We start from the raw sequence: 16,592 nt of genomic DNA, 5'->3' as shown, positions 1-16,592 counted from the left end.
CCCCCGCCCCCCCCGCCCCCCCCGCCCCGGCGCCCCCCCCCCCGCCCCCCCCCCCCCCCCCCCCCCCGCGGGGGCGGGCGGCCCCCCCCCCCCCCCCCCCCCCGGGCCGATCGGCAGGACCGATCACCCCTCCCTCTCCCAAGGAGTCCAGCATGTCCAGAATGCGCGCCCGCCTGGCCTCGTCCGGCGCCGCCGTCGTCCTCGCCGTGACCGCAGCGAGCGGTGCGGCCGTCGCGGACACCACTACCACGCCGGCCGCCGGTCAGGCCGTGATCACCACCGATGTGGCCTTCCTGTCGAACGCCGCGCGCAACGGCATCGTGGTCATTCCGCTCCAGCCCGCCAACCCGGCGTTCGACCCGAACGCCGGGCTCACCGTGACCCTCCCGGTGAGCGGTGGCGCCGCGAACATCCCGGCCTTCTACGGCGACGTGCAGTTCGGCGGCGGCCTGCTCTTCCTGAACCTCGCCACCGGCAAGAGCGTGACCTTGAAGCAGTTCGACTTCTCGGTCGCCAACGGCTACTTCACCGCCGTGCCGAACGGCTCCACCACGCCCGTGCCGCTGCTGGACCCGGCCGGCGACAACGTGATCAACCGCACCGGCCTCACCCAGAGCCTGAACTCCTCCAGCTTCCAGGTGGACGCGGAGGGCGCGAACTACCTCGACGCCAAGCTCGGCACCACCTACTTCACCGCCGGCCAGCAGATCGGCTCGCTCGCGCTGTCCTACACCCCGGCGCACTGAGCGGCGCCGCATCGGACCGCAGGTCGGCGGGCCTGCGCCTCGGCGCCGGCCAGCCGCTTGCGGATTTCTGAACTCCGGTACGGAGTCGCCGCGTTGTGGTCTCGTACACCTGGCCGACCGGATCCCGCCACATCCGGCTGGCCGAATAGTACGCACGGGACCGTCCGTCCCCAGCGCGATCGACGTCCTCGCGCCGCCTCCCCCGGCGGCCCGCACCTCCCGGAGGCCTCGCCATGAGAAACCGCGTACCCGACCCGAGAGGCCGAGGGCGGTGGCGCCGTAGACTGCCGGCCCTGGCGCTCGTCTGGGCCGTGGTGGCGGCGCTCGCCGTCGTTCCGATCGGGTTGGGCGCGGTGCCGCAGGCGCACGCCGACTCGGCCGTCACGGTCAAGGGCCCGAAGGTCTGGATCCCGGCCACCAAGCAGTACGGCCCCGAGGGCAGCGTGACGGTCTCCCAGACGGCCAACCTGACCAACCAGGTGCTCCAGGTCTCCTGGAGCGGCTTCACGCCGACCGTCTGGCTGGGCTCCAAGGCCCCCGTCGCGGTGGCGCAGAAGGAGTCGAACGTCATCCTCTACGCGGTGCGGGTCTACCAGTGCCGCGGCACCGACCCGGAGGTGACGGACTGCTACGGCAGCACGCTCTACGGCGGCGACCGGTCGAAGGGCTTCGAGCAGCCGCCCCGTCCCACCCGCCTGGAGACACCGGAATGGCCCACCAACCAGGTGATCGCCGCGACCGGGCCGGACGGCTCCGGCACCGCCTCGATCGAGGTGTGGAGCGCCAAGGAGAGCGCCACACTCGGCTGCGACGCGACCCACCCCTGCTCCCTGGTGGTCGAGCCGAACTACGGCGGTGACCCGCTGGACCTCTTCCAGGTCCACGACGGCGGGGCCGACTGCGAGTTCCACGACCTGGACGACGACCCGGACGGCTACACCGCCGCTGACGGCATCATGAAGCCCGGCCCCGCCTTCCAGAACTGGAAGACGGGCAACCGGACCAGCGAGCAGTGCGCCTGGAAGCACCGGACCGTGATCCCGCTCAGCTTCGCCGCCACGCCGGACTCCTGCGCGGCGAGCGCCCAGGCCTTCGGTGCCGCCGGGCTGGAGATGGCCAACCGGGCCATGCAGCAGTGGCGGGCCGGGCTGTGCCTGGGCAGCTCGCCGATGACCGTGGGCTACGTCCCGGCCGGCGGCGAGCCGCAGGCCCGCGCGGCGTTCCTGGCCGGCAGCGGCACCACGGAGGTCGCGCTGACGGCCCGCCCGGACGGTTCACCGCCCCCGCGGCCGTACGTCTACGCCCCGCTCGCCACGACCGGCATCTCGGTCACCTACGTGGTCGACGATCCGACCACCGGCCGCCAGATCCGCGACATGAGGCTGAACGCCCGGCTGCTGGCCAAACTGCTGACCCAGTCCTACGCCTCGCCCGGCGCGACGATCCCCTCCGTGGCCGGAAACCCGGTCTGCCTCTTCACCGACCCGGAGTTCAAGCAGCTGAACCCGGAGACCGCGGCCAACGGGATCCACTGGCCGACCAGCTGCGGCGGGATCCTGACGATCTACCCCGGCGTTCCCGGCGGCACCACCGACCTCACCTACCTGACGACCTCGTGGGTGGCCGCCGACCCGGACGCGGCCCGCTTCCTCGACGGCGAGCCGGACCCGTGGGGCATGCACGTCGACAGCTTCTACCTGAAGCCGAAGTTCGCCGGCTACCCGGCGGAGGCCTTCCAGACCCAGGACTTCACCGGACCCGAGCAGGACAGCACGGGCGTGGACCTGCGGCACTGGAAGCAGTACGAGTGGAACCCCTCCCTCGACGGTGTCGGTCGGGTGGCCCGCAACCTGATGCAGAGCCAGCCGAACTGCCAGGACCCGAACGTCGACCCGGCCACCAACGGCCACAAGCCGTGCGCCACGCAGGCCGTCGGCCAGCGCGCGATGCTCGCCATCATGGACACCGCCCAGGCCAAGGCGTTCTCGCTGCCCGAGGCCGCGCTGCTCAACCCGGCCGGCTCCTACGTGGCGCCCTCCACAGCCGGCTTCCAGGCCGCGCTGGCCGACATGCCGACCGACGCCGCCACCGGGGTCCAGCAGCTGCCGTACGGCACGCCCGACACCGCCTTCGCGCGTGACCAGCGGGCGTACCCGCTGAGCGTCGTCCAGTACGCGATGGTGCCGACCGGCGGCGTGCCGGCCGACAAGGCGGCCGCGATCGCGCAGTTCCTGAAGACGGTGACCACCGACGGCCAGACCTACGGCCTCGGGCCGGGCCAGCTCGCCCAGGGCTACCTGGCGCTGACCGGCGCCCAGCGGCAGCAGGCCCAGGAGGCCGTGCAGCACGTCGCCGCGCAGGACGGCAAGCTGCCCGGCAACCAGACCGCGCCGACGACCCCGGGCACCGACCAGGGCGCCCCGGAGAGCGGGAACGGCGGCGGTTCCGGCTCCGGCGGCACTACCGGCGGCACCACCGCGGTGAACGAAGCCGGCACCGGCGGCACCACCGCGGACGGCAACTCCGGCGGCACCGGCGCCAGGTCCTCCGACGTCCTGTCCTCCGACGGCCTGTCCGGCAGCGGCCTCTCCGGCACCGGTTCCACCGGGACGGGCACGGCCGGCGGCGCAGCGGCGCCCGGCACCGCGGCGGCCGGCGGCGGCAAGCCCGGCGCGACCGCCAACCCCTCCGCCAACCCCTCCGCCGCCCCGCTCGCCGCAGCCCCGGTCGGCACCCCGGTGCCCGACCGGCCCGGCACCGCCCGGCTGCTGCTGCCCATCGCGCTGATCGCCGGCCTGGTGCTGCTGGTCGGCGGACCGGCCGCGCTGTTCCTCGGCGGCACCCCGGCCGGGGCGAAGGTGCTGGCCGGCGCCCGCACCCAGTGGTCGCGGCTGCGCCGCAGGTAGGAAGCCGTGCTCGGCGGGGCCGCCCGTTCCGGCCCCGCCGAGCGCTTCGCCGTCCACCGAGGCAGCGCCCCGGACCGTCACCGAGCAGGGCCGTCACCGCGCACGTTCGTTCCCGAGCAGGGCCGTCACCGCACGTCCGTCACCGAGCACGTCCGTCACCGAGCACGTCCGTCACCGAGCACGGAGAGCAGACCATGACATCCGCCGCTGAGCCCGCGGCACCGTACGCCGGGGTGCCACGCCAACCCGACCACGGCCCCGAGCAGGACGTCCCGCGCGCCATCACCGCCCCCGCGACCCCGGGCGACCGGGTGTTCCGCGGCGTGCTGCGGCTGGCCGGCCTCTCGGTCTTCGCGATCATGGGACTGATCGCCTTCTTCCTGGTCCTGCGCGGCACCGACGCGCTGCGCGCGGTCGGCTGGTCCTTCCTGACCGAGCAGAAGTGGCAGACCGCCGCCCACAACTTCGGCATCGCCGCCGTCCTGCCGAACGGCCTGCTGATCGCCGTGATCGCGCTGGTCATCGCCGTCCCGGTGGCGCTCGGCACTGCGATCTTCATCTCCGAGTACGCGCCGGTGCGCCTGCGCGCCGCGCTGATCTCGCTCATCGACCTGATGGCGGCGATCCCCAGCATCGTCTACGGCCTGTGGGGCCTGTTCTTCCTCCAACCGCGGATCATCGGCTTCGTCCGCTGGATGGCCAACCACCTGGGCGACACGATCCCGTTCCTCAAGGTGCGCATCGGCGACATCGGCACCTCGTACACGTCCTCGACCTTCATCGCCGGCGTGGTGGTCTCCCTGATGATCATCCCGATCATCACCTCGCTGAGCCGGGAGGTGTTCTCCCAGGCCCCGCAGGGCGAGCGGGAGGGCGCGTACGCGCTGGGCTCGACCCGCTGGGGGATGGTCCGCGCGGTCGTCCTGCCGTTCGGCAAGGGCGGCGTGATCGGTGCGGTGATGCTGGGCTTCGGCCGCGCGATGGGCGAGACGATCGCCGTCGCGCTGATCATCTCGCCGAACTTCGAGGTCATCACGCACATCCTGGAGAACGGCGCCAACTCGATCTCCGCGCTGATCGCCCTGCGCTTCGGCGAGTCGGACTCGCTGTCGCTCTCCGCGCTGATGGCCGCCGGTCTGGTGCTGTTCGCGCTCACCCTGCTGGTCAACGTGCTGGCCGGGATCGTCATCAACCGCTCGCGCTCCGGCGCCGCGACGGCGGACTGACCGTGACGAACCGCCAGCCCGCCCGCCGGGCACGCCGTCACCCGAACCGTGAAGGGACCATCCGATGACCACGCTCGACCTGCCGCCGGTCACGGCGCCCGGGCCTGCCGGAGGCCCCGTACCCGCCGGGCCCGCCGCGGTCGACGCCCCGCGCCCCGAGAAGAAGCTCCGGATCGGCGGCGTCACCCGCGACGACGTCCTCACCGTGGCGGGCGCGTCGGCCGGCTCGCTCGCGCTGGACTGGGTGCTGTACGAGCGGGTGCTGCCGTTCAGCGGCGCCCTCGGCTTCCTGGTCTGCTGGTACCTGTTCTTCCTGACCGGCTACTACCTGCTCGGCCGGCTCCAGTGGCACCCGATGATGGTGCGGGACCGGCTGGTCGCCGTGGTCGCCTGGAGCTCCGGGCTGCTGGTGGTCGGGCTGATCGCCGACCAGATCGGCTACGTCGCCGGCCGGGGCTGGGAGGCGGCCCAGCACCTCAACTTCTTCACCGAGTCGATGGAGCACACCGGCCCGCTCGACCCGCTCTCCTCGGGCGGCGCGCTGAACGCGGTCGTCGGATCGCTCGAACAGCTGGGCCTGGCAACGCTGTTCGCCGTTCCGCTGGGCATCGCGGCGGCCGTCTTCATGTCCGAGGTCGGCGGCCGGATGGCCCGCCCGGTGCGCACCCTGGTCGAGGCGATGACGGCGCTGCCGTCCATCGTGGCCGGCCTGTTCATCCTCGGCGTCGTGATCATCACCTTCGGCTTCGAGAAGAGCGGCTTCGCAGCCTCGCTCGCGCTCACCGTGATGATGATGCCGATCGTCACCCGGGCCGCCGAGGTGGTGATCCGGCTGGTGCCCGGCACCCTGCGCGAGGCCTCGTACGCGCTCGGCGGCAGCCAGTGGCGCACGGTGTGGAACGTCGTGCTGCCGACCGCCCGGCCCGGCCTGGTGACGGCGGTGGTGCTCGGCATGGCGCGCGGCGTCGGCGAGACCTCGCCGGTGCTGCTCACCTCCGGGTTCACCTCGCAGTTCAACGGCAGCCCGTTCGACGAGCACCAGGTCTCGCTGCCGCTGTACATCTGGAACTACGTCAAGCAGCCGTACGACGGGATGGTCGCGCGCGGCTTCGCCGCCGGCCTGACCCTGATGGGCGTCGTGCTGATCCTCTTCGTCACCGCGCGCGTGATCGGCGGCCGCCGCCCCGGGCAGCTGACCCGGGCCCAGAAGCGCCGGATCGACCGGGAGGCCCGCCGCCTGGAGGCGGCCGCCGCCCGTGCCGCCACCCGCCCGTACGCCCTCCGGCCGCGGGCGCAGCAGTGATGCCCCGACCAACCACCCTCCGTCCCAGAGGAGTTCACATGTTCCGGGAGGCCGCAAGGCGCTCCATGGCCCGGCTGCTGGCAGGGGCGCTGTCCCTGTCGCTCGCCACGGCCTCCCTGCTGCTCGGGCAGACCCCGGCCCACGCGGCCTCCGTGTCGCTGAGCGCGGACGGCTCCAGCTGGGCCGGCCCCGCCATCGACCAGTGGCGGCAGGACGTGTCCCCGCAGGGCATCCAGATCAACTTCAACCCGGTCGGCTCGGCGGCCGGCCGCACCCAGTGGTCGATCGGGCAGGACGACTTCACCGCCTCGGACGTGCCGTTCCGGTCCGCGCCGGACACCGGTGTGGGCCAGGGCGGCCAGGCCTCCGGCACCGGCAGCAAGGAGAACCCGGTCTTCGGCTTCTCCTACGTGCCGATCACCGCGGGCGGCACCACCTTCATGTACAACCTGGTGGTCGGCGGCAAGCGGGTCACCGACCTGCGACTCTCCCCGCAGACCATCGTGGACGTCTTCACCGGCAAGATCACCAACTGGAACGACCCGAAGATCACCGCCGACTACGGCAAGCTCCTGCCCAACCTGCAGATCACCCCGGTGATCCGCTCCGACGGCTCCGGCGCCACCGCGCAGTTCACCCGCTGGATGGAGCACACCCACAAGGACCAGTGGGACGCCTACTGCACCTCGGTCAACGGCGTGAACTGCGGCGACTACACCGAGTTCTTCCCGAAGTCCGGCCGGATGGTCGCCCAGAACGGCTCCGACGTGGTGGCCGGCTACATCAAGTCCCCGTCCAACCTCGGCACCATCGGCTACGACGAGTACGCCTTCGCCAAGCGCAGCAACTGGCCGGTCGTGAAGGTGCTCAACACGGCCGGCTACTACGCGCTGCCGACCGCCTCCAACGTCGCCGTCGCGCTCACCGCCGCCAAGGTCCGCGGCGTGGACGACAGCACCCCGCCGAACGACCCGAACTACCTGCAGCAGAACCTCGACGGCGTCTACACCATGAACGACCCGCGCGCCTACCCGATCTCCAGCTACAGCTACCTGATCGTGCCGCGCGCCGGAGCCGCCCAGCCCCCGCCGCCGCGCTTCAACAACGACAAGGGCTCCGCGCTCAGCCGCTTCCTCGCCTACGTGCTGTGCGAGGGCCAGGGCAAGGCGGACGACCTCGGGTACTCGCCGATCCCGCGTGGCCTGGTCCGCGGCGGTCTGCTGCAGACCAAGGCCATTCCCGGCAACGCCAGCCCGGTCGACCCGGACACCCTCGCCAACTGCGCCAACCCGACCTTCAACTCGGCCGGTGAGCTGACCGTCCTCAAGAACGCGCCGCAGCCGAGCGAGTGCGACAAGCAGGGCGCGCCGCTCAACTGCGTCGTGCAGGGCGGCAAGGCGACGCCGACCGGTTCGGGCTCCGGCTCCGGCTCCGGCACCGGTGGTGCGGGCGGCGCGGCCGGTGCCGCAGGCGGTACCGGTGGTACCGGCGGGTCCGGCACCGGTGGCTCCGGGGGCGGCAGCGGGACCGGGGGCGGTACGGGCGGCGCCGGGGCCGGTGCGGGCACCGGTGGGGCCGGTGGCACCGCCGGCGGCGACCCGAACGCGCCCGGCGGTGCGGCCGCCGGTGACCCCGACGCGCCCGGCGGCGGTGACGGCACCGGAGACGTGATCGACCCGCAGACCGGCCAGGTGGTCGCCCGCGGCCGCGGCGGCGCCACCGAGGTGGCGGCCAACGTGGTCGAGGTCAGCGGCAAGCCCGAGGACTGGACGCTGTCCACCCTCACCGCGGTGGAACTGCTCGCCGTGGTGCTCGTCCCGCCGCTGCTCGGCCGCCGTCTGCTGCGCCGCCGCAACGGCTCGGGCGGCACCTCGTGACCGCCCCGGTGCTGGAGAAGCCGACCGCCCGGCCGGCACCCGCGGCCGCGCCGCCGCCCGCCGCCACCGGGGCCGCCCCGGCCCGGCCCGCCGGCCCGCCCGGGCGGCGGCGGTTCCTCCAGGGCGCCTGGGCGGTCAGCCTGGCGGCCGCGCTGGTGCTGGGCTTCGTCGGCTACCTGTTCACGCTCTCGCACGTCCAGGAGAAGCACTACCAGTCCACCGCGTACAAGACCTTCCGCGACCGGCTGGCCCGGGCCGTCGCCCCGACCGGCGCGGCCGCCGACGGCGACCCGGTGGCCCTGCTGGACATCCCCGCGATCGGCCTGCACCAGGCGGTCGTGGTCGAGGGCACCACCGGCCGGGACCTGATGCGCGGCCCCGGCCACCGCCGGGACACCGCGCTGCCCGGCCAGAGCGGCGTCGCGGTGGTCTTCGGCCGCGGCGCCACCTTCGGCGCGCCGTTCGCCGAACTGTCCAGGCTGCGGGTCGGCGACAGGATCGAAGCCACCACCGGGCAGGGCAAGTTCACCTACACCGTCAACGTGTACGGCGACGGCGACCACCCGATCGGCGACCAGGCCCGCAACCGGCTGGTGCTGGTCACCGGCGACTCCGACTGGATCCCCGGCTCCACCGTGCTGATCGGCGCCCGGCTCGAGGGCGCCCCCGAGCAGAACCCCGGCGGCCGGCCCGCGACCGTCCCGTACGACAAGGCGCTGGCCGCGGACAAGGGCGCGCTGGCCACGCTGCAGCTGTGGTCGCTCGGCCTGCTGGGCGCGGTGCTCGGCGCGCTGGTGCTGGCCCGGTACTGGCGGCGCTCGGCCGCGTACCTGAGCCTCGCGCCGGTGGTCGGCGCGCTGCTCTGGGCGGTCTACGAGAACGCCGCCGCCCTGCTGCCCAACCTCTACTGACGCGCGCCCGGAGGACCGTACCGATGACCGACGCACCACTGGCCGACGTACCGCTGGCCCACGCACCACTGGCCGACAACCCGGCGACCGACCCGGCCGCCGACACCCTCACCCTCCCCCCGGTCGCCCCCGCCCCGCACGCCGCCCCGCACGCCGAGGGGTCGGCCGACGGCGAGCCGCTGGCAGGGCTGGAGACCCGCGACGTCTCCGCCTGGTTCGGCAGCCGCAAGGTGCTGGAGCGGGTCTCGCTGGCGATGCCGGCCGGCGGGGTCACCGCGCTGATCGGCCCGTCCGGCTGCGGCAAGTCCACCTACCTGCGGATCCTCAACCGGATGCACGAGATGGTGCGCGGCGCCGCCCTCGCCGGCGAGGTGCTGCTGGACGGGGACGACGTCTGCCGGCCCGGGCGGCGCCCCGCCGAGGTGCGGCGCCGGATCGGGATGGTGTTCCAGCGGCCCAATCCCTTCCCGGCGATGTCCATCCAGGACAACGTCTCCAGCGGGCTCAAGCTCGCCGGGATCAAGGTGTCCAAGGAGGAGCGCCAACACCTGGTGGAGACCAGCCTGCGCCGCGCCGGCCTGTGGGACGAGGTCGCCACCCGGCTGCACACCCCGGGCGGCGCGCTCTCCGGCGGGCAGCAGCAACGCCTGTGCATCGCACGGTCGTTGGCCGTCTCGCCGGACATCCTGCTGATGGACGAGCCGTGCTCCGCGCTCGACCCGACCTCCACCCGGCGGGTCGAGGAGACCATCGCCGAACTGCGCGGGCGGCTCACCATCGTGATCGTCACCCACAACATGCAGCAGGCCCAGCGGGTCTCGCAGACCTGCGCGTTCTTCCTGGCCACCCATGACACCCCGGGCCGGATCGTCGAGGCCGGGCCGACCGAGCAGGTCTTCGGCAGCCCGCGCGACCAGCGGACCTCGGACTACGTCAACGGGCGCTTCGGGTAAGGGCGTCAGCGGCGTCGAGGGCGTCAGCGGCGCTCAGGGCGTCAAGGGCGGCAAGGGCGTTGACGGCGTTACCGCGTGGGGCTGCTCGGCCGGCCGAGTCCGAGCAGCTCCTCCAGCACCGCCGCGACGCCGTCCTGCTCGTTGCTCACCGTGTGCAGCGGCACCGCCGCCAGCACCTGCGGGTGGGCGTTGGCGACGGCGTACGCGGTGCCGGCCCAGGCCAGCATCTCCAGGTCGTTCGGCATGTCGCCGAAGGCCACCACCTCGCTCCGGTCGATCCCGTGTCCGGCGCACCAACGGGCCAGCGTGCTGGCCTTGGTGACGCCGGGCGCGCTGATCTCCAGCAGCGGGATCGGCGCCGAGCGGGTGATCTCGGCCAGGTGCCCGGCCGCCGACCGGGCCTGGGTGAGGAAGGTGTCCGGGTCGAGTTCCGGGTGTTTGGCGAGCAGCTTGAACAGGCCCCGGACCGGCCCGTCGGCCCCCAGCAGCTCCTCCGCCGAGCCGACTGCCTGCCCCAGGTCGTCGCCCCACATCGGCACCGCGTAGTCGGCCTCGCGGGCCCAGCCGCCCGGGTACTCGAAGGCGAACGCGGTGCCGGGCAGCTTGGCCCGCAGCACCTCGACCACCGCCAGCGTGGTCTCCACCGGCAGCGGGAAGGACTCCAGCAGCTCGCCGCGCCGCACGTCCACCACCGCGCCGCCGTTCGAGCAGATCGCCACCCCGTGGCCGCCGATGTGCGGGCTCACCTGCTGCATCCAGCGCGGCGGCCGCCCGGTCACGAACACCACCTGCACCCCGGCCGCCTCGGCCGCCGCCAGCGCCGCGGCGGTGCGGTCGGTGACGGTGCCGCCGGAGCAGAGCAGCGTGCCGTCCAGGTCGGTGGCGATGAGGCGCGGAGCGCTACGGGGTTCGGTCACCGGTCCATCTTCGCCCATCGGCGCCGCCCGGTCACCGCCGCGGTCGGGGCCGGGTCCGGAGGTGCCCAGGGGGCCGGGCGCGCCCCGATCCGGCCCTTCGTACGCCGTTTCCGGCCGATCCGCCCCCGCCCGGGGTGTCCCGGCACCGTACGGCGGGCAGGCACTGCCCACGGCCACCCCGTCGGCAGGAAGAGCCATGCCCACTCGCCAGCTCCGTGACCAGCCGCCCCCGACCGTCCGTCCTGGCCCCTGCGGCCCGGACGAGCCCGACACCTCGCGCGACCCGGTCCTGCTCGGTGACGTCCTCTTCCACACCCTCGCGGACCTCGCCCGCCGCACCGAGGCCCCCAGCCTCCCGGCGCAGCGCACCCGCCCGCACCCGTAGGGCCCCTTCGTCTTCGTCGGGGCGCGCCGGTGCCCGGAAACGCCGGGGGCCTCCCGGCCGCTCGCGGTGCGAGCTGCCGGGAGGCCCCTTTCACGGGTTCCTGAGCGCGTCGTCCTAGTGGAGCGCCAGCGACAGGGCCGTCACGTTAGTGCTGTTGACCGGCAGCAGGCCGTCGAACCAGTTGCCGTCGGCGCTGTGCACCTCGTGCAGCTTGCCGTCCTCGATGGCCTGGATCACGCGGTCACCGCCCGGGGCGATCTTGCCCGAGAGGGCGGTGATGTTGCCGCCGACACCGGGGATCACGCCGTCGTGCCAGCCGTCGGAGGCGCTGTACACCTCGTGCAGCTGGTTGTTCTTGATGGCCTCGATCACGCGGACACCGGCGGAGTTGTAGTTGAAGCTCAGCGTGGTGATGCCGGACAGGCCCGGGATCACGCCGTCGTGCCAGCCGTCGGAGGCGCTGTAGATCTCGTGCAGCTCGCCGCCCTTGATGGCCTCGATGACGCGGTCGCCCGAGGGGCTGTAGCTGAAGCTCATCGCGGTGATGCCGGACAGGCCCGGGATCACGCCGTCGTGCCAGCCGTCGGAGGCGCTGTAGATCTCGTGCAGCTCGCCGCCCTTGATGGCCTCGATCACGCGGTCGCCCGAGGGGCTGAAGCCGAAGCTCATCGCGGTGATGCCGGACAGGCCCGGGATCACGCCGTCGTGCCAGCCGGTGGCGTCGGTGTAGATCTCGTGCAGCTCACCGTTCTCGATGGCCTCGATCACCCGGTTGCCGTTGGCGTTGTAGGTGAAGCTCAGCGCGGAGAGGCCGGTGACGCCGGGGACGGCGCCGTCGTGCCAGCCGGTCACGTCGGTGTAGACCTCGTGCAGCTGGCCGTTCTCCACGACCTCGATCGTCCGGTCGTAGCCGGCGTTCGGGTTGCAGACCAGCTTCATCACCTTGTCGGCGTCAGGGGTGCCCAGGCCGGTGGCCATGTCGTAGCCCTGCCCGGCCCAGTACAGGCCGCCCTGGATGCCGATGTCGTTGTTGCCGGAGGTGACGTCCCGCAGCGCGTTGATGCCGTTCTTCGCGGCCCAGTAGAACGCCGGGGCGATGAAGCCCACCCGGCCGCTGCAGCCCGGGTTGTTCTGGTGCGCCGTGATGGCGGCCCAGAGCGGAGCGGAGCCGCTGGTGCCGCCGATGATCATCCAGGAGCCGGCGCCGGTGGCGACCACGTAGCCGGTCGACGGGTCGGCGTTGGCGGCCACGTCGGGGACCTGGCGGCAGGTCGTGCCGGCCGCGCCCTGGCACCGGTTGGTGTAGCCCGGGCCGTAGTAGCCGGCCTGGTAGGAGGTGCTGAGGGCCCAGCGGGAGACGCCGCCGCCGCTCGCGCCGCCGTTGTGGTTCCACACCGACTCGGAGACGGCGCCGCCGTTGCTGCTCAGGGTGGTGCCGCCGACACCGGTGACGAGCGGCTGGCTCGCCGGGTCGGAGGTGCTCAGCAGGTTGGTGACGGAAGCCGGCGCGCCGGCGTTCGCCAGGTAGTTGCAGCCGCTGGAGCCGTCGTCACCCGAGGCCGCCACCACGGTCTGGCCCTGCAGCGCGGCCTGGAGGAAGATGTCGCGCTCGGCCGACAGGTCGCTGCCCGACATCACCTGGTCGCAGACGCCCCAGCTGGTGGTGACCACCTGGGCGTGGTTGTCCGAGACGATCTGGCGGTAGGTGTTCTGGATGTCCACCTGGGTGGCGCGCGAGGCGTCCGGACCCTGGTAGACCAGCACGTTCGCGCGGGGCGCGAGACCGATGACGGTGTCGATGTCCAGCGCGGTCTCGACGCCGACGCCGTTGTTGGTCGGCGGGGCCTGGTAACCCGAGTTGACCTTGACCCGCTGCACCGAGGCGTTGGTGCCGTAGCAGGACTGGAAGGTGCTCAGACCGGCGTCCGAGTAGTCCTCCAGCGCGAAGACGGCGACGGTCGTGCCGAAGCCGCCGTCGGTCATGCCGTTCAGGCCGTAGGCCGAGGCGAGCGCGGACGGGCTGAAGTAGTCCTTGCCGTCCGTCTTGCCCGGGAACTGCGAGGCCGCGCCGGTGCACATCGCCGGGTAGCCGCCGGTCGCGGCGGGCGTCGCGGCCGGGTGCGCGAGCCCCGCGCCGCCCTGGCCGGTGGCCCCGATCACGTGGCTGCTGTGCGCCTGGGCCAGCGTGTTCAGGCCGACGACGCCGGTGATCGCCCCGGCCACGTCGGAACGCACGGCGGGGGCGGCGGTGTTGAGGAAGCCGGTCCGGCCGTCGGGCGTCGCGTAGCCGGCCAGGTCCACGTCGAAGGACTTCTTGGCCTCGGCGACGGTGGTGGCGACCGGGATGGTCAGGCCGTCGGCCGCGAGCGCGCCGGGCTTCAGGCCCTGGGCCTTGAGGGCCTGGCTGACCTTGGCGACGGTGGCCGGGTCGGCGCCGAAGCGCTGCGCGAACTCACCGGTCTGCAGGAAGTGGTGGTACTGCGGCGACGCCTGGTCGCTCACCGCCGCGGCGAGCGCGTTGGCGCCGGCCTCGTTGCGGGACTTCAGGTGCACGCTCAGCTGCACCGGCGTGTCGTCCGCGGGTGCGGCGGTCTTGGTGGCGTTCCCCGGGGCGGTCGGCACGGTGCCGACGCGCTGCGTCGTCGGAGCGTCGGCGTGGGCGGCCGGCAGGCCCGCGTAGGTGACCAGGGCCGCGGTGGCTATGGCCAGGACGGCCGTGCGGGACAGTGGTCTCGCGGTCCACACCGGCCGGGCGTGTGGCGTCGGATGGGACATCCGCGCTCCCCCCAATTTGATGATTCGATGGACTCTCGAACGAAGGTCCGACCGGAGTTCTATCAGGCCGTGCGGACACCTCCGCAACCGAATACCCCCCTCGCCGCGCGCGGAGGCCCCCGGCTCGCCTCCCGTGGGGTCGTCGGCGTGCGACTGAGCACGGTGGTCCTCCCCGACCACCGGTGGAGCGAGGGGCAGAAGATCCGGCGTCAGGCCGAAGACCTCGGCTTCCACGCTGCATACACCTACGACCACCTGTCCTGACGGACCTTCCGGGACGAGCCCCGGTGCGGCTCGGTCCCGACCCTGACCGCCGCCGCCACGGCGACCGAGTTCGGGGCCCGCTCCGCCCGGCGGCGCGGGCGGAGCGGCCCGGCCGTTCAGGAGGAGAGGCGGTTCAGTGCTGCGGTGGCGATGCCTTCGACGCGGGCCGGGGCGTCGGTGGGGCGGCCGGTGAGCTCGACGATGGCGACCTTGGTGCCGCTGCGCAGGACCGCGACCCCGCCGCTGACGGTGCCGTCGCCGTTGTAGGCCGGGTACCAGTGGGCGGTGCCGCCGGTGACGGTCAGGGTGTGGGCCGCGCCGTAGTGCCAGTGGCCGGCGGGCTCGTCCTGGCAGTCCTGAACGAGCGCGACGAGCTGCTTCTCCCAGGTGGCGGCCGCGGTCTCGGTGGGGGCGCTCGCGGCCGACTCGAACAGCCGGCCATCGGTGTCGAAGGTCCAGGTCACGGACGCGTACGCGGTGGCCTTGTCCTTGGTCAGGTCGCGCATCGTCTCCTCGCCGGAGCACGCGGACAGCGCCTGGCGTCCGGTCAGCGCAACGGTCGCGCCAACCGGGTTCAGGCCCTGCTGGAAGTCCTCGCTCTGGACGAGGTCGGCGGAGCCGAGTCCGGGCGCGGCGACCACAGCCGGGTGGGCGGCGACCGCGGTGCGGTGCGGTGCGTTGTGCGCGGCCCCGTCGGCGGCGGCCGACTGGGTGCCGACGACGCCGGCCGTGATCAGTGCGGCGGCGAAGCAGGCCGCGGCGGCGATCCGGTTGCGGCGAACGGACTTCTGCTGGACGGTCTGGTTCTCGGTCATCTGGTCCCCCTGCTGGTCGGGACGCCTGCTGCGTCCTCGTACAACCGGGGAGATGCCGCCGGGGGAGGGAAAGTTGGAGCCCTGACCGGCTGTTTCACAGCTGTGACAGAGCGGTCCTGACGACGCGATCCATCGCGGCCGTGCCCAGGCAGGCATCGACCTCCAGCACCCCGTAGTGGTTGCCGCTGCGCAGCACGGCGATGCCGCCGCAGGGCTCCTTGCCCTCGGGCGCTCTGCCGGTGGTGTTGAGCGATCCCTGGTAGGTGCCCATCCAGCTCGCGGTGACGTCCGGGGCGAGTCGCACCGTCGTGGTCCTTCCGTAAATCCAGTGCCCTGGCTGTTCCTCCTGGCAGGGCACCTCCTCCAGCAGCAGGCGCTCGGTGAAGTTCTGCGCCCGGGAAGGGCTCGGGGCATCGGCGGCGACCTCGCGGGCGACCTGGTCGACGCCGGCGGCGGCCAGCGTGGGGTCGTCCGGGTTGGTGTGGGGGCTGGTCATCAGCCCGCGGAAGTGGGCGCCGGGCCCGCCCAGGGTCTGAGTGAGGGTCTTCTCGCCGGAGCAGGCCGCGTTGGCGTAAATTCCGTCGCCGTACCGGTCGGTGACGTGGATCTGCCCGATGGCGACGTCCGGGCTGAACGCCGCGGGTTCCAGAAGGTTCGCGGTCGTCACCGGCCCGGTCGCACCGGTCGGCGAGGCGGAGCCGGAGGCCGAGGACGCGGGCGTCGGGACGGGCACACCGGGCGTCGCGAGAGCGGACGCGCCCTGGGATGCCCCGCCGACCGCGGCACCCGAGCGCGCTGCCGGGTGCGCGGTGGCGCCGGGGGGCGGTGGCAGGACGAATCGGCCGGTCGCCAGCCCGAGCACGACCGCAGCCACCAGGGCGGCGACGGCGGACCGGGGCCGGACGACGGCGCGGCCGCCGCCCGCCGCGGGACCGTCGTTCACAGACCGGTGACCAGGCGCTCGCGCATGAAGCGGCGGGCCTGGTGGATACGGTCCTTGACCGTGCCCAACGGGGCGTCCAGTTCCTCGGCCACCTGGACGTAGGTCAGGTCGCACAGGTCGCGCAGCACGAAGGCCTCCACCAGGGTGGGGTGCTGTCGTTCCAGCGCGGCCAGCGCCTCCATCAGGTCGAGCCGGGTCCCGGCGATGACGCTGGTGGTGCGCGGGTCGACGGACTCGGGGAGGTCGGCGTGGCTGTCCTCGGCGCGCCGGCGCATCGAGCGGTAGGTGGACCGGGCGGCGTTCGAGGCGATCACCGTCACCCAGCCCAGGAAAGAGCCGCGGCCGCCGTACTCGCCCAGGTGCGTGCTGATGGACAGTAGCGCGTCCTGCGCGGCCTCCTCCGCGTCGGCGTGGTGGGGCAGGAAGCGCGAGCAGCGGCGCAGCAGCACCGGCCGCAGCTTGGCCAGCAGGTGCTCCATCGACCCCGGGTCCCCTGCCTGAGCAGCCGCCACGAGCCGTTCCAGCCCGCCGTCCTCGAACACCGGATCCCCCGTTTCGTCCCGCCTGGCAT

The 16,592-nt window shown here is 73.3% G+C and carries 13 protein-coding genes and 1 pseudogene; 9 read left to right on the top strand and 5 right to left on the bottom strand.

Annotation, left to right across the window (positions count from 1 at the left end; translation table 11 throughout):
• The first annotated feature begins 152 nt into the window (after positions 1–152).
• The 7 genes from ACIBEC_RS26370 (at position 153) to ACIBEC_RS26340 (ending at position 9,922) form a co-directional block, all read left to right on the top strand.
• Positions 153–746 (top strand): hypothetical protein, encoded by a 594-nt coding sequence (locus ACIBEC_RS26370; protein ID WP_360498011.1) that lies wholly within the window; start codon positions 153–155, stop codon positions 744–746.
• A 233-nt stretch (positions 747–979) separates the two neighbouring features.
• A complete protein-coding gene (locus ACIBEC_RS26365) occupies positions 980–3,652 on the top strand; it encodes a hypothetical protein (RefSeq protein WP_360498009.1) in 2,673 nt (890 codons plus the stop codon).
• Positions 3,653–3,846: 194 nt separating this feature from the next.
• Complete coding sequence (gene pstC, locus ACIBEC_RS26360) at positions 3,847–4,878, top strand: phosphate ABC transporter permease subunit PstC (protein ID WP_360498007.1); 1,032 nt, start codon at positions 3,847–3,849, stop codon at positions 4,876–4,878.
• A 64-nt stretch (positions 4,879–4,942) separates the two neighbouring features.
• Positions 4,943–6,181, top strand: a complete 1,239-nt coding sequence (pstA, locus tag ACIBEC_RS26355) for a phosphate ABC transporter permease PstA (RefSeq protein ID WP_360498006.1) — start codon at positions 4,943–4,945, stop codon at positions 6,179–6,181.
• Positions 6,182–6,219: 38 nt separating this feature from the next.
• Entirely contained in the window at positions 6,220–8,058 is a 1,839-nt protein-coding gene (locus ACIBEC_RS26350) for a substrate-binding domain-containing protein (protein WP_360498004.1), read from the top strand.
• A complete protein-coding gene (locus tag ACIBEC_RS26345; RefSeq protein WP_360498002.1) occupies positions 8,055–8,969 on the top strand; it encodes a class E sortase in 915 nt (304 codons plus the stop codon). The genes ACIBEC_RS26350 and ACIBEC_RS26345 overlap by 4 nt, the downstream gene beginning before the upstream one ends.
• Positions 8,970–8,992: 23 nt before the next feature.
• A complete protein-coding gene (locus tag ACIBEC_RS26340; RefSeq protein WP_360498000.1) occupies positions 8,993–9,922 on the top strand; it encodes a phosphate ABC transporter ATP-binding protein in 930 nt (309 codons plus the stop codon).
• 68 nt (positions 9,923–9,990) lie between these two features.
• Here ACIBEC_RS26340 and ACIBEC_RS26335 read toward each other — a convergent pair whose 3' ends face one another.
• Positions 9,991–10,857, bottom strand: a complete 867-nt coding sequence (locus ACIBEC_RS26335; RefSeq protein WP_396288980.1) for an HAD family hydrolase — start codon at positions 10,855–10,857, stop codon at positions 9,991–9,993.
• A 178-nt stretch (positions 10,858–11,035) separates the two neighbouring features.
• Here ACIBEC_RS26335 and ACIBEC_RS26330 point away from each other — a divergent pair, with 178 nt between their 5' ends.
• Positions 11,036–11,224, top strand: a complete 189-nt coding sequence (locus ACIBEC_RS26330) for a hypothetical protein (protein WP_360497996.1) — start codon at positions 11,036–11,038, stop codon at positions 11,222–11,224.
• Positions 11,225–11,338: 114 nt separating this feature from the next.
• On the opposite strand, the gene ACIBEC_RS26325 is transcribed toward ACIBEC_RS26330, so the two are convergent.
• Entirely contained in the window at positions 11,339–13,999 is a 2,661-nt protein-coding gene (locus ACIBEC_RS26325; protein WP_360497994.1) for a S53 family peptidase, read from the bottom strand.
• Between the two features lie 147 nt (positions 14,000–14,146).
• On the opposite strand from ACIBEC_RS26325, the pseudogene ACIBEC_RS26320 reads away from it, so the two are divergent.
• Positions 14,147–14,332 (top strand): annotated as a pseudogene (locus ACIBEC_RS26320) (LLM class flavin-dependent oxidoreductase); the annotation flags it as partial.
• Positions 14,333–14,379: 47 nt separating this feature from the next.
• On the opposite strand, the gene ACIBEC_RS26315 reads toward ACIBEC_RS26320, so the two are convergent.
• The 3 genes from ACIBEC_RS26315 to ACIBEC_RS26305 form a co-directional block, all read right to left on the bottom strand.
• Complete coding sequence (locus ACIBEC_RS26315; RefSeq protein WP_360497992.1) at positions 14,380–15,078, bottom strand: hypothetical protein; 699 nt, start codon at positions 15,076–15,078, stop codon at positions 14,380–14,382.
• Between the two features lie 94 nt (positions 15,079–15,172).
• Positions 15,173–16,021 (bottom strand): hypothetical protein, encoded by an 849-nt coding sequence (locus ACIBEC_RS26310; RefSeq protein WP_360497990.1) that lies wholly within the window; start codon positions 16,019–16,021, stop codon positions 15,173–15,175.
• Entirely contained in the window at positions 16,018–16,563 is a 546-nt protein-coding gene (locus tag ACIBEC_RS26305; protein ID WP_396288978.1) for an RNA polymerase sigma factor, read from the bottom strand. Before ACIBEC_RS26305 ends, ACIBEC_RS26310 begins: the two co-directional genes overlap by 4 nt.
• Positions 16,564–16,592: the final 29 nt, after the last annotated feature.

It is taken from the genome of Kitasatospora sp. NPDC051164, assembly GCF_044455625.1.
Lineage (GTDB): Bacteria > Actinomycetota > Actinomycetes > Streptomycetales > Streptomycetaceae > Kitasatospora.
The sequence above is the reverse complement of the archived record's forward strand: the minus strand, read 5'-3'. Positions and strand labels throughout refer to the sequence as shown.

Excerpts from the sequence above, each read along its gene's own strand:
- ACIBEC_RS26325 (WP_360497994.1), bottom strand. The coding sequence starts at position 13,999 with ATGTCCCATCCGACGCCACACGCCCGGCCGGTGTGGACCGCGAGACCA.
- ACIBEC_RS26315 (WP_360497992.1), bottom strand. The coding sequence starts at position 15,078 with ATGACCGAGAACCAGACCGTCCAGCAGAAGTCCGTTCGCCGCAACCGG.
- pstC (WP_360498007.1), top strand. The coding sequence starts at position 3,847 with ATGACATCCGCCGCTGAGCCCGCGGCACCGTACGCCGGGGTGCCACGC.
- ACIBEC_RS26340 (WP_360498000.1), top strand. The coding sequence starts at position 8,993 with ATGACCGACGCACCACTGGCCGACGTACCGCTGGCCCACGCACCACTG.
- ACIBEC_RS26370 (WP_360498011.1), top strand. The coding sequence starts at position 153 with ATGTCCAGAATGCGCGCCCGCCTGGCCTCGTCCGGCGCCGCCGTCGTC.
- ACIBEC_RS26335 (WP_396288980.1), bottom strand. The coding sequence starts at position 10,857 with ATGGGCGAAGATGGACCGGTGACCGAACCCCGTAGCGCTCCGCGCCTC.
- ACIBEC_RS26330 (WP_360497996.1), top strand. The coding sequence starts at position 11,036 with ATGCCCACTCGCCAGCTCCGTGACCAGCCGCCCCCGACCGTCCGTCCT.
- ACIBEC_RS26365 (WP_360498009.1), top strand. The coding sequence starts at position 980 with ATGAGAAACCGCGTACCCGACCCGAGAGGCCGAGGGCGGTGGCGCCGT.
- pstA (WP_360498006.1), top strand. The coding sequence starts at position 4,943 with ATGACCACGCTCGACCTGCCGCCGGTCACGGCGCCCGGGCCTGCCGGA.
- ACIBEC_RS26350 (WP_360498004.1), top strand. The coding sequence starts at position 6,220 with ATGTTCCGGGAGGCCGCAAGGCGCTCCATGGCCCGGCTGCTGGCAGGG.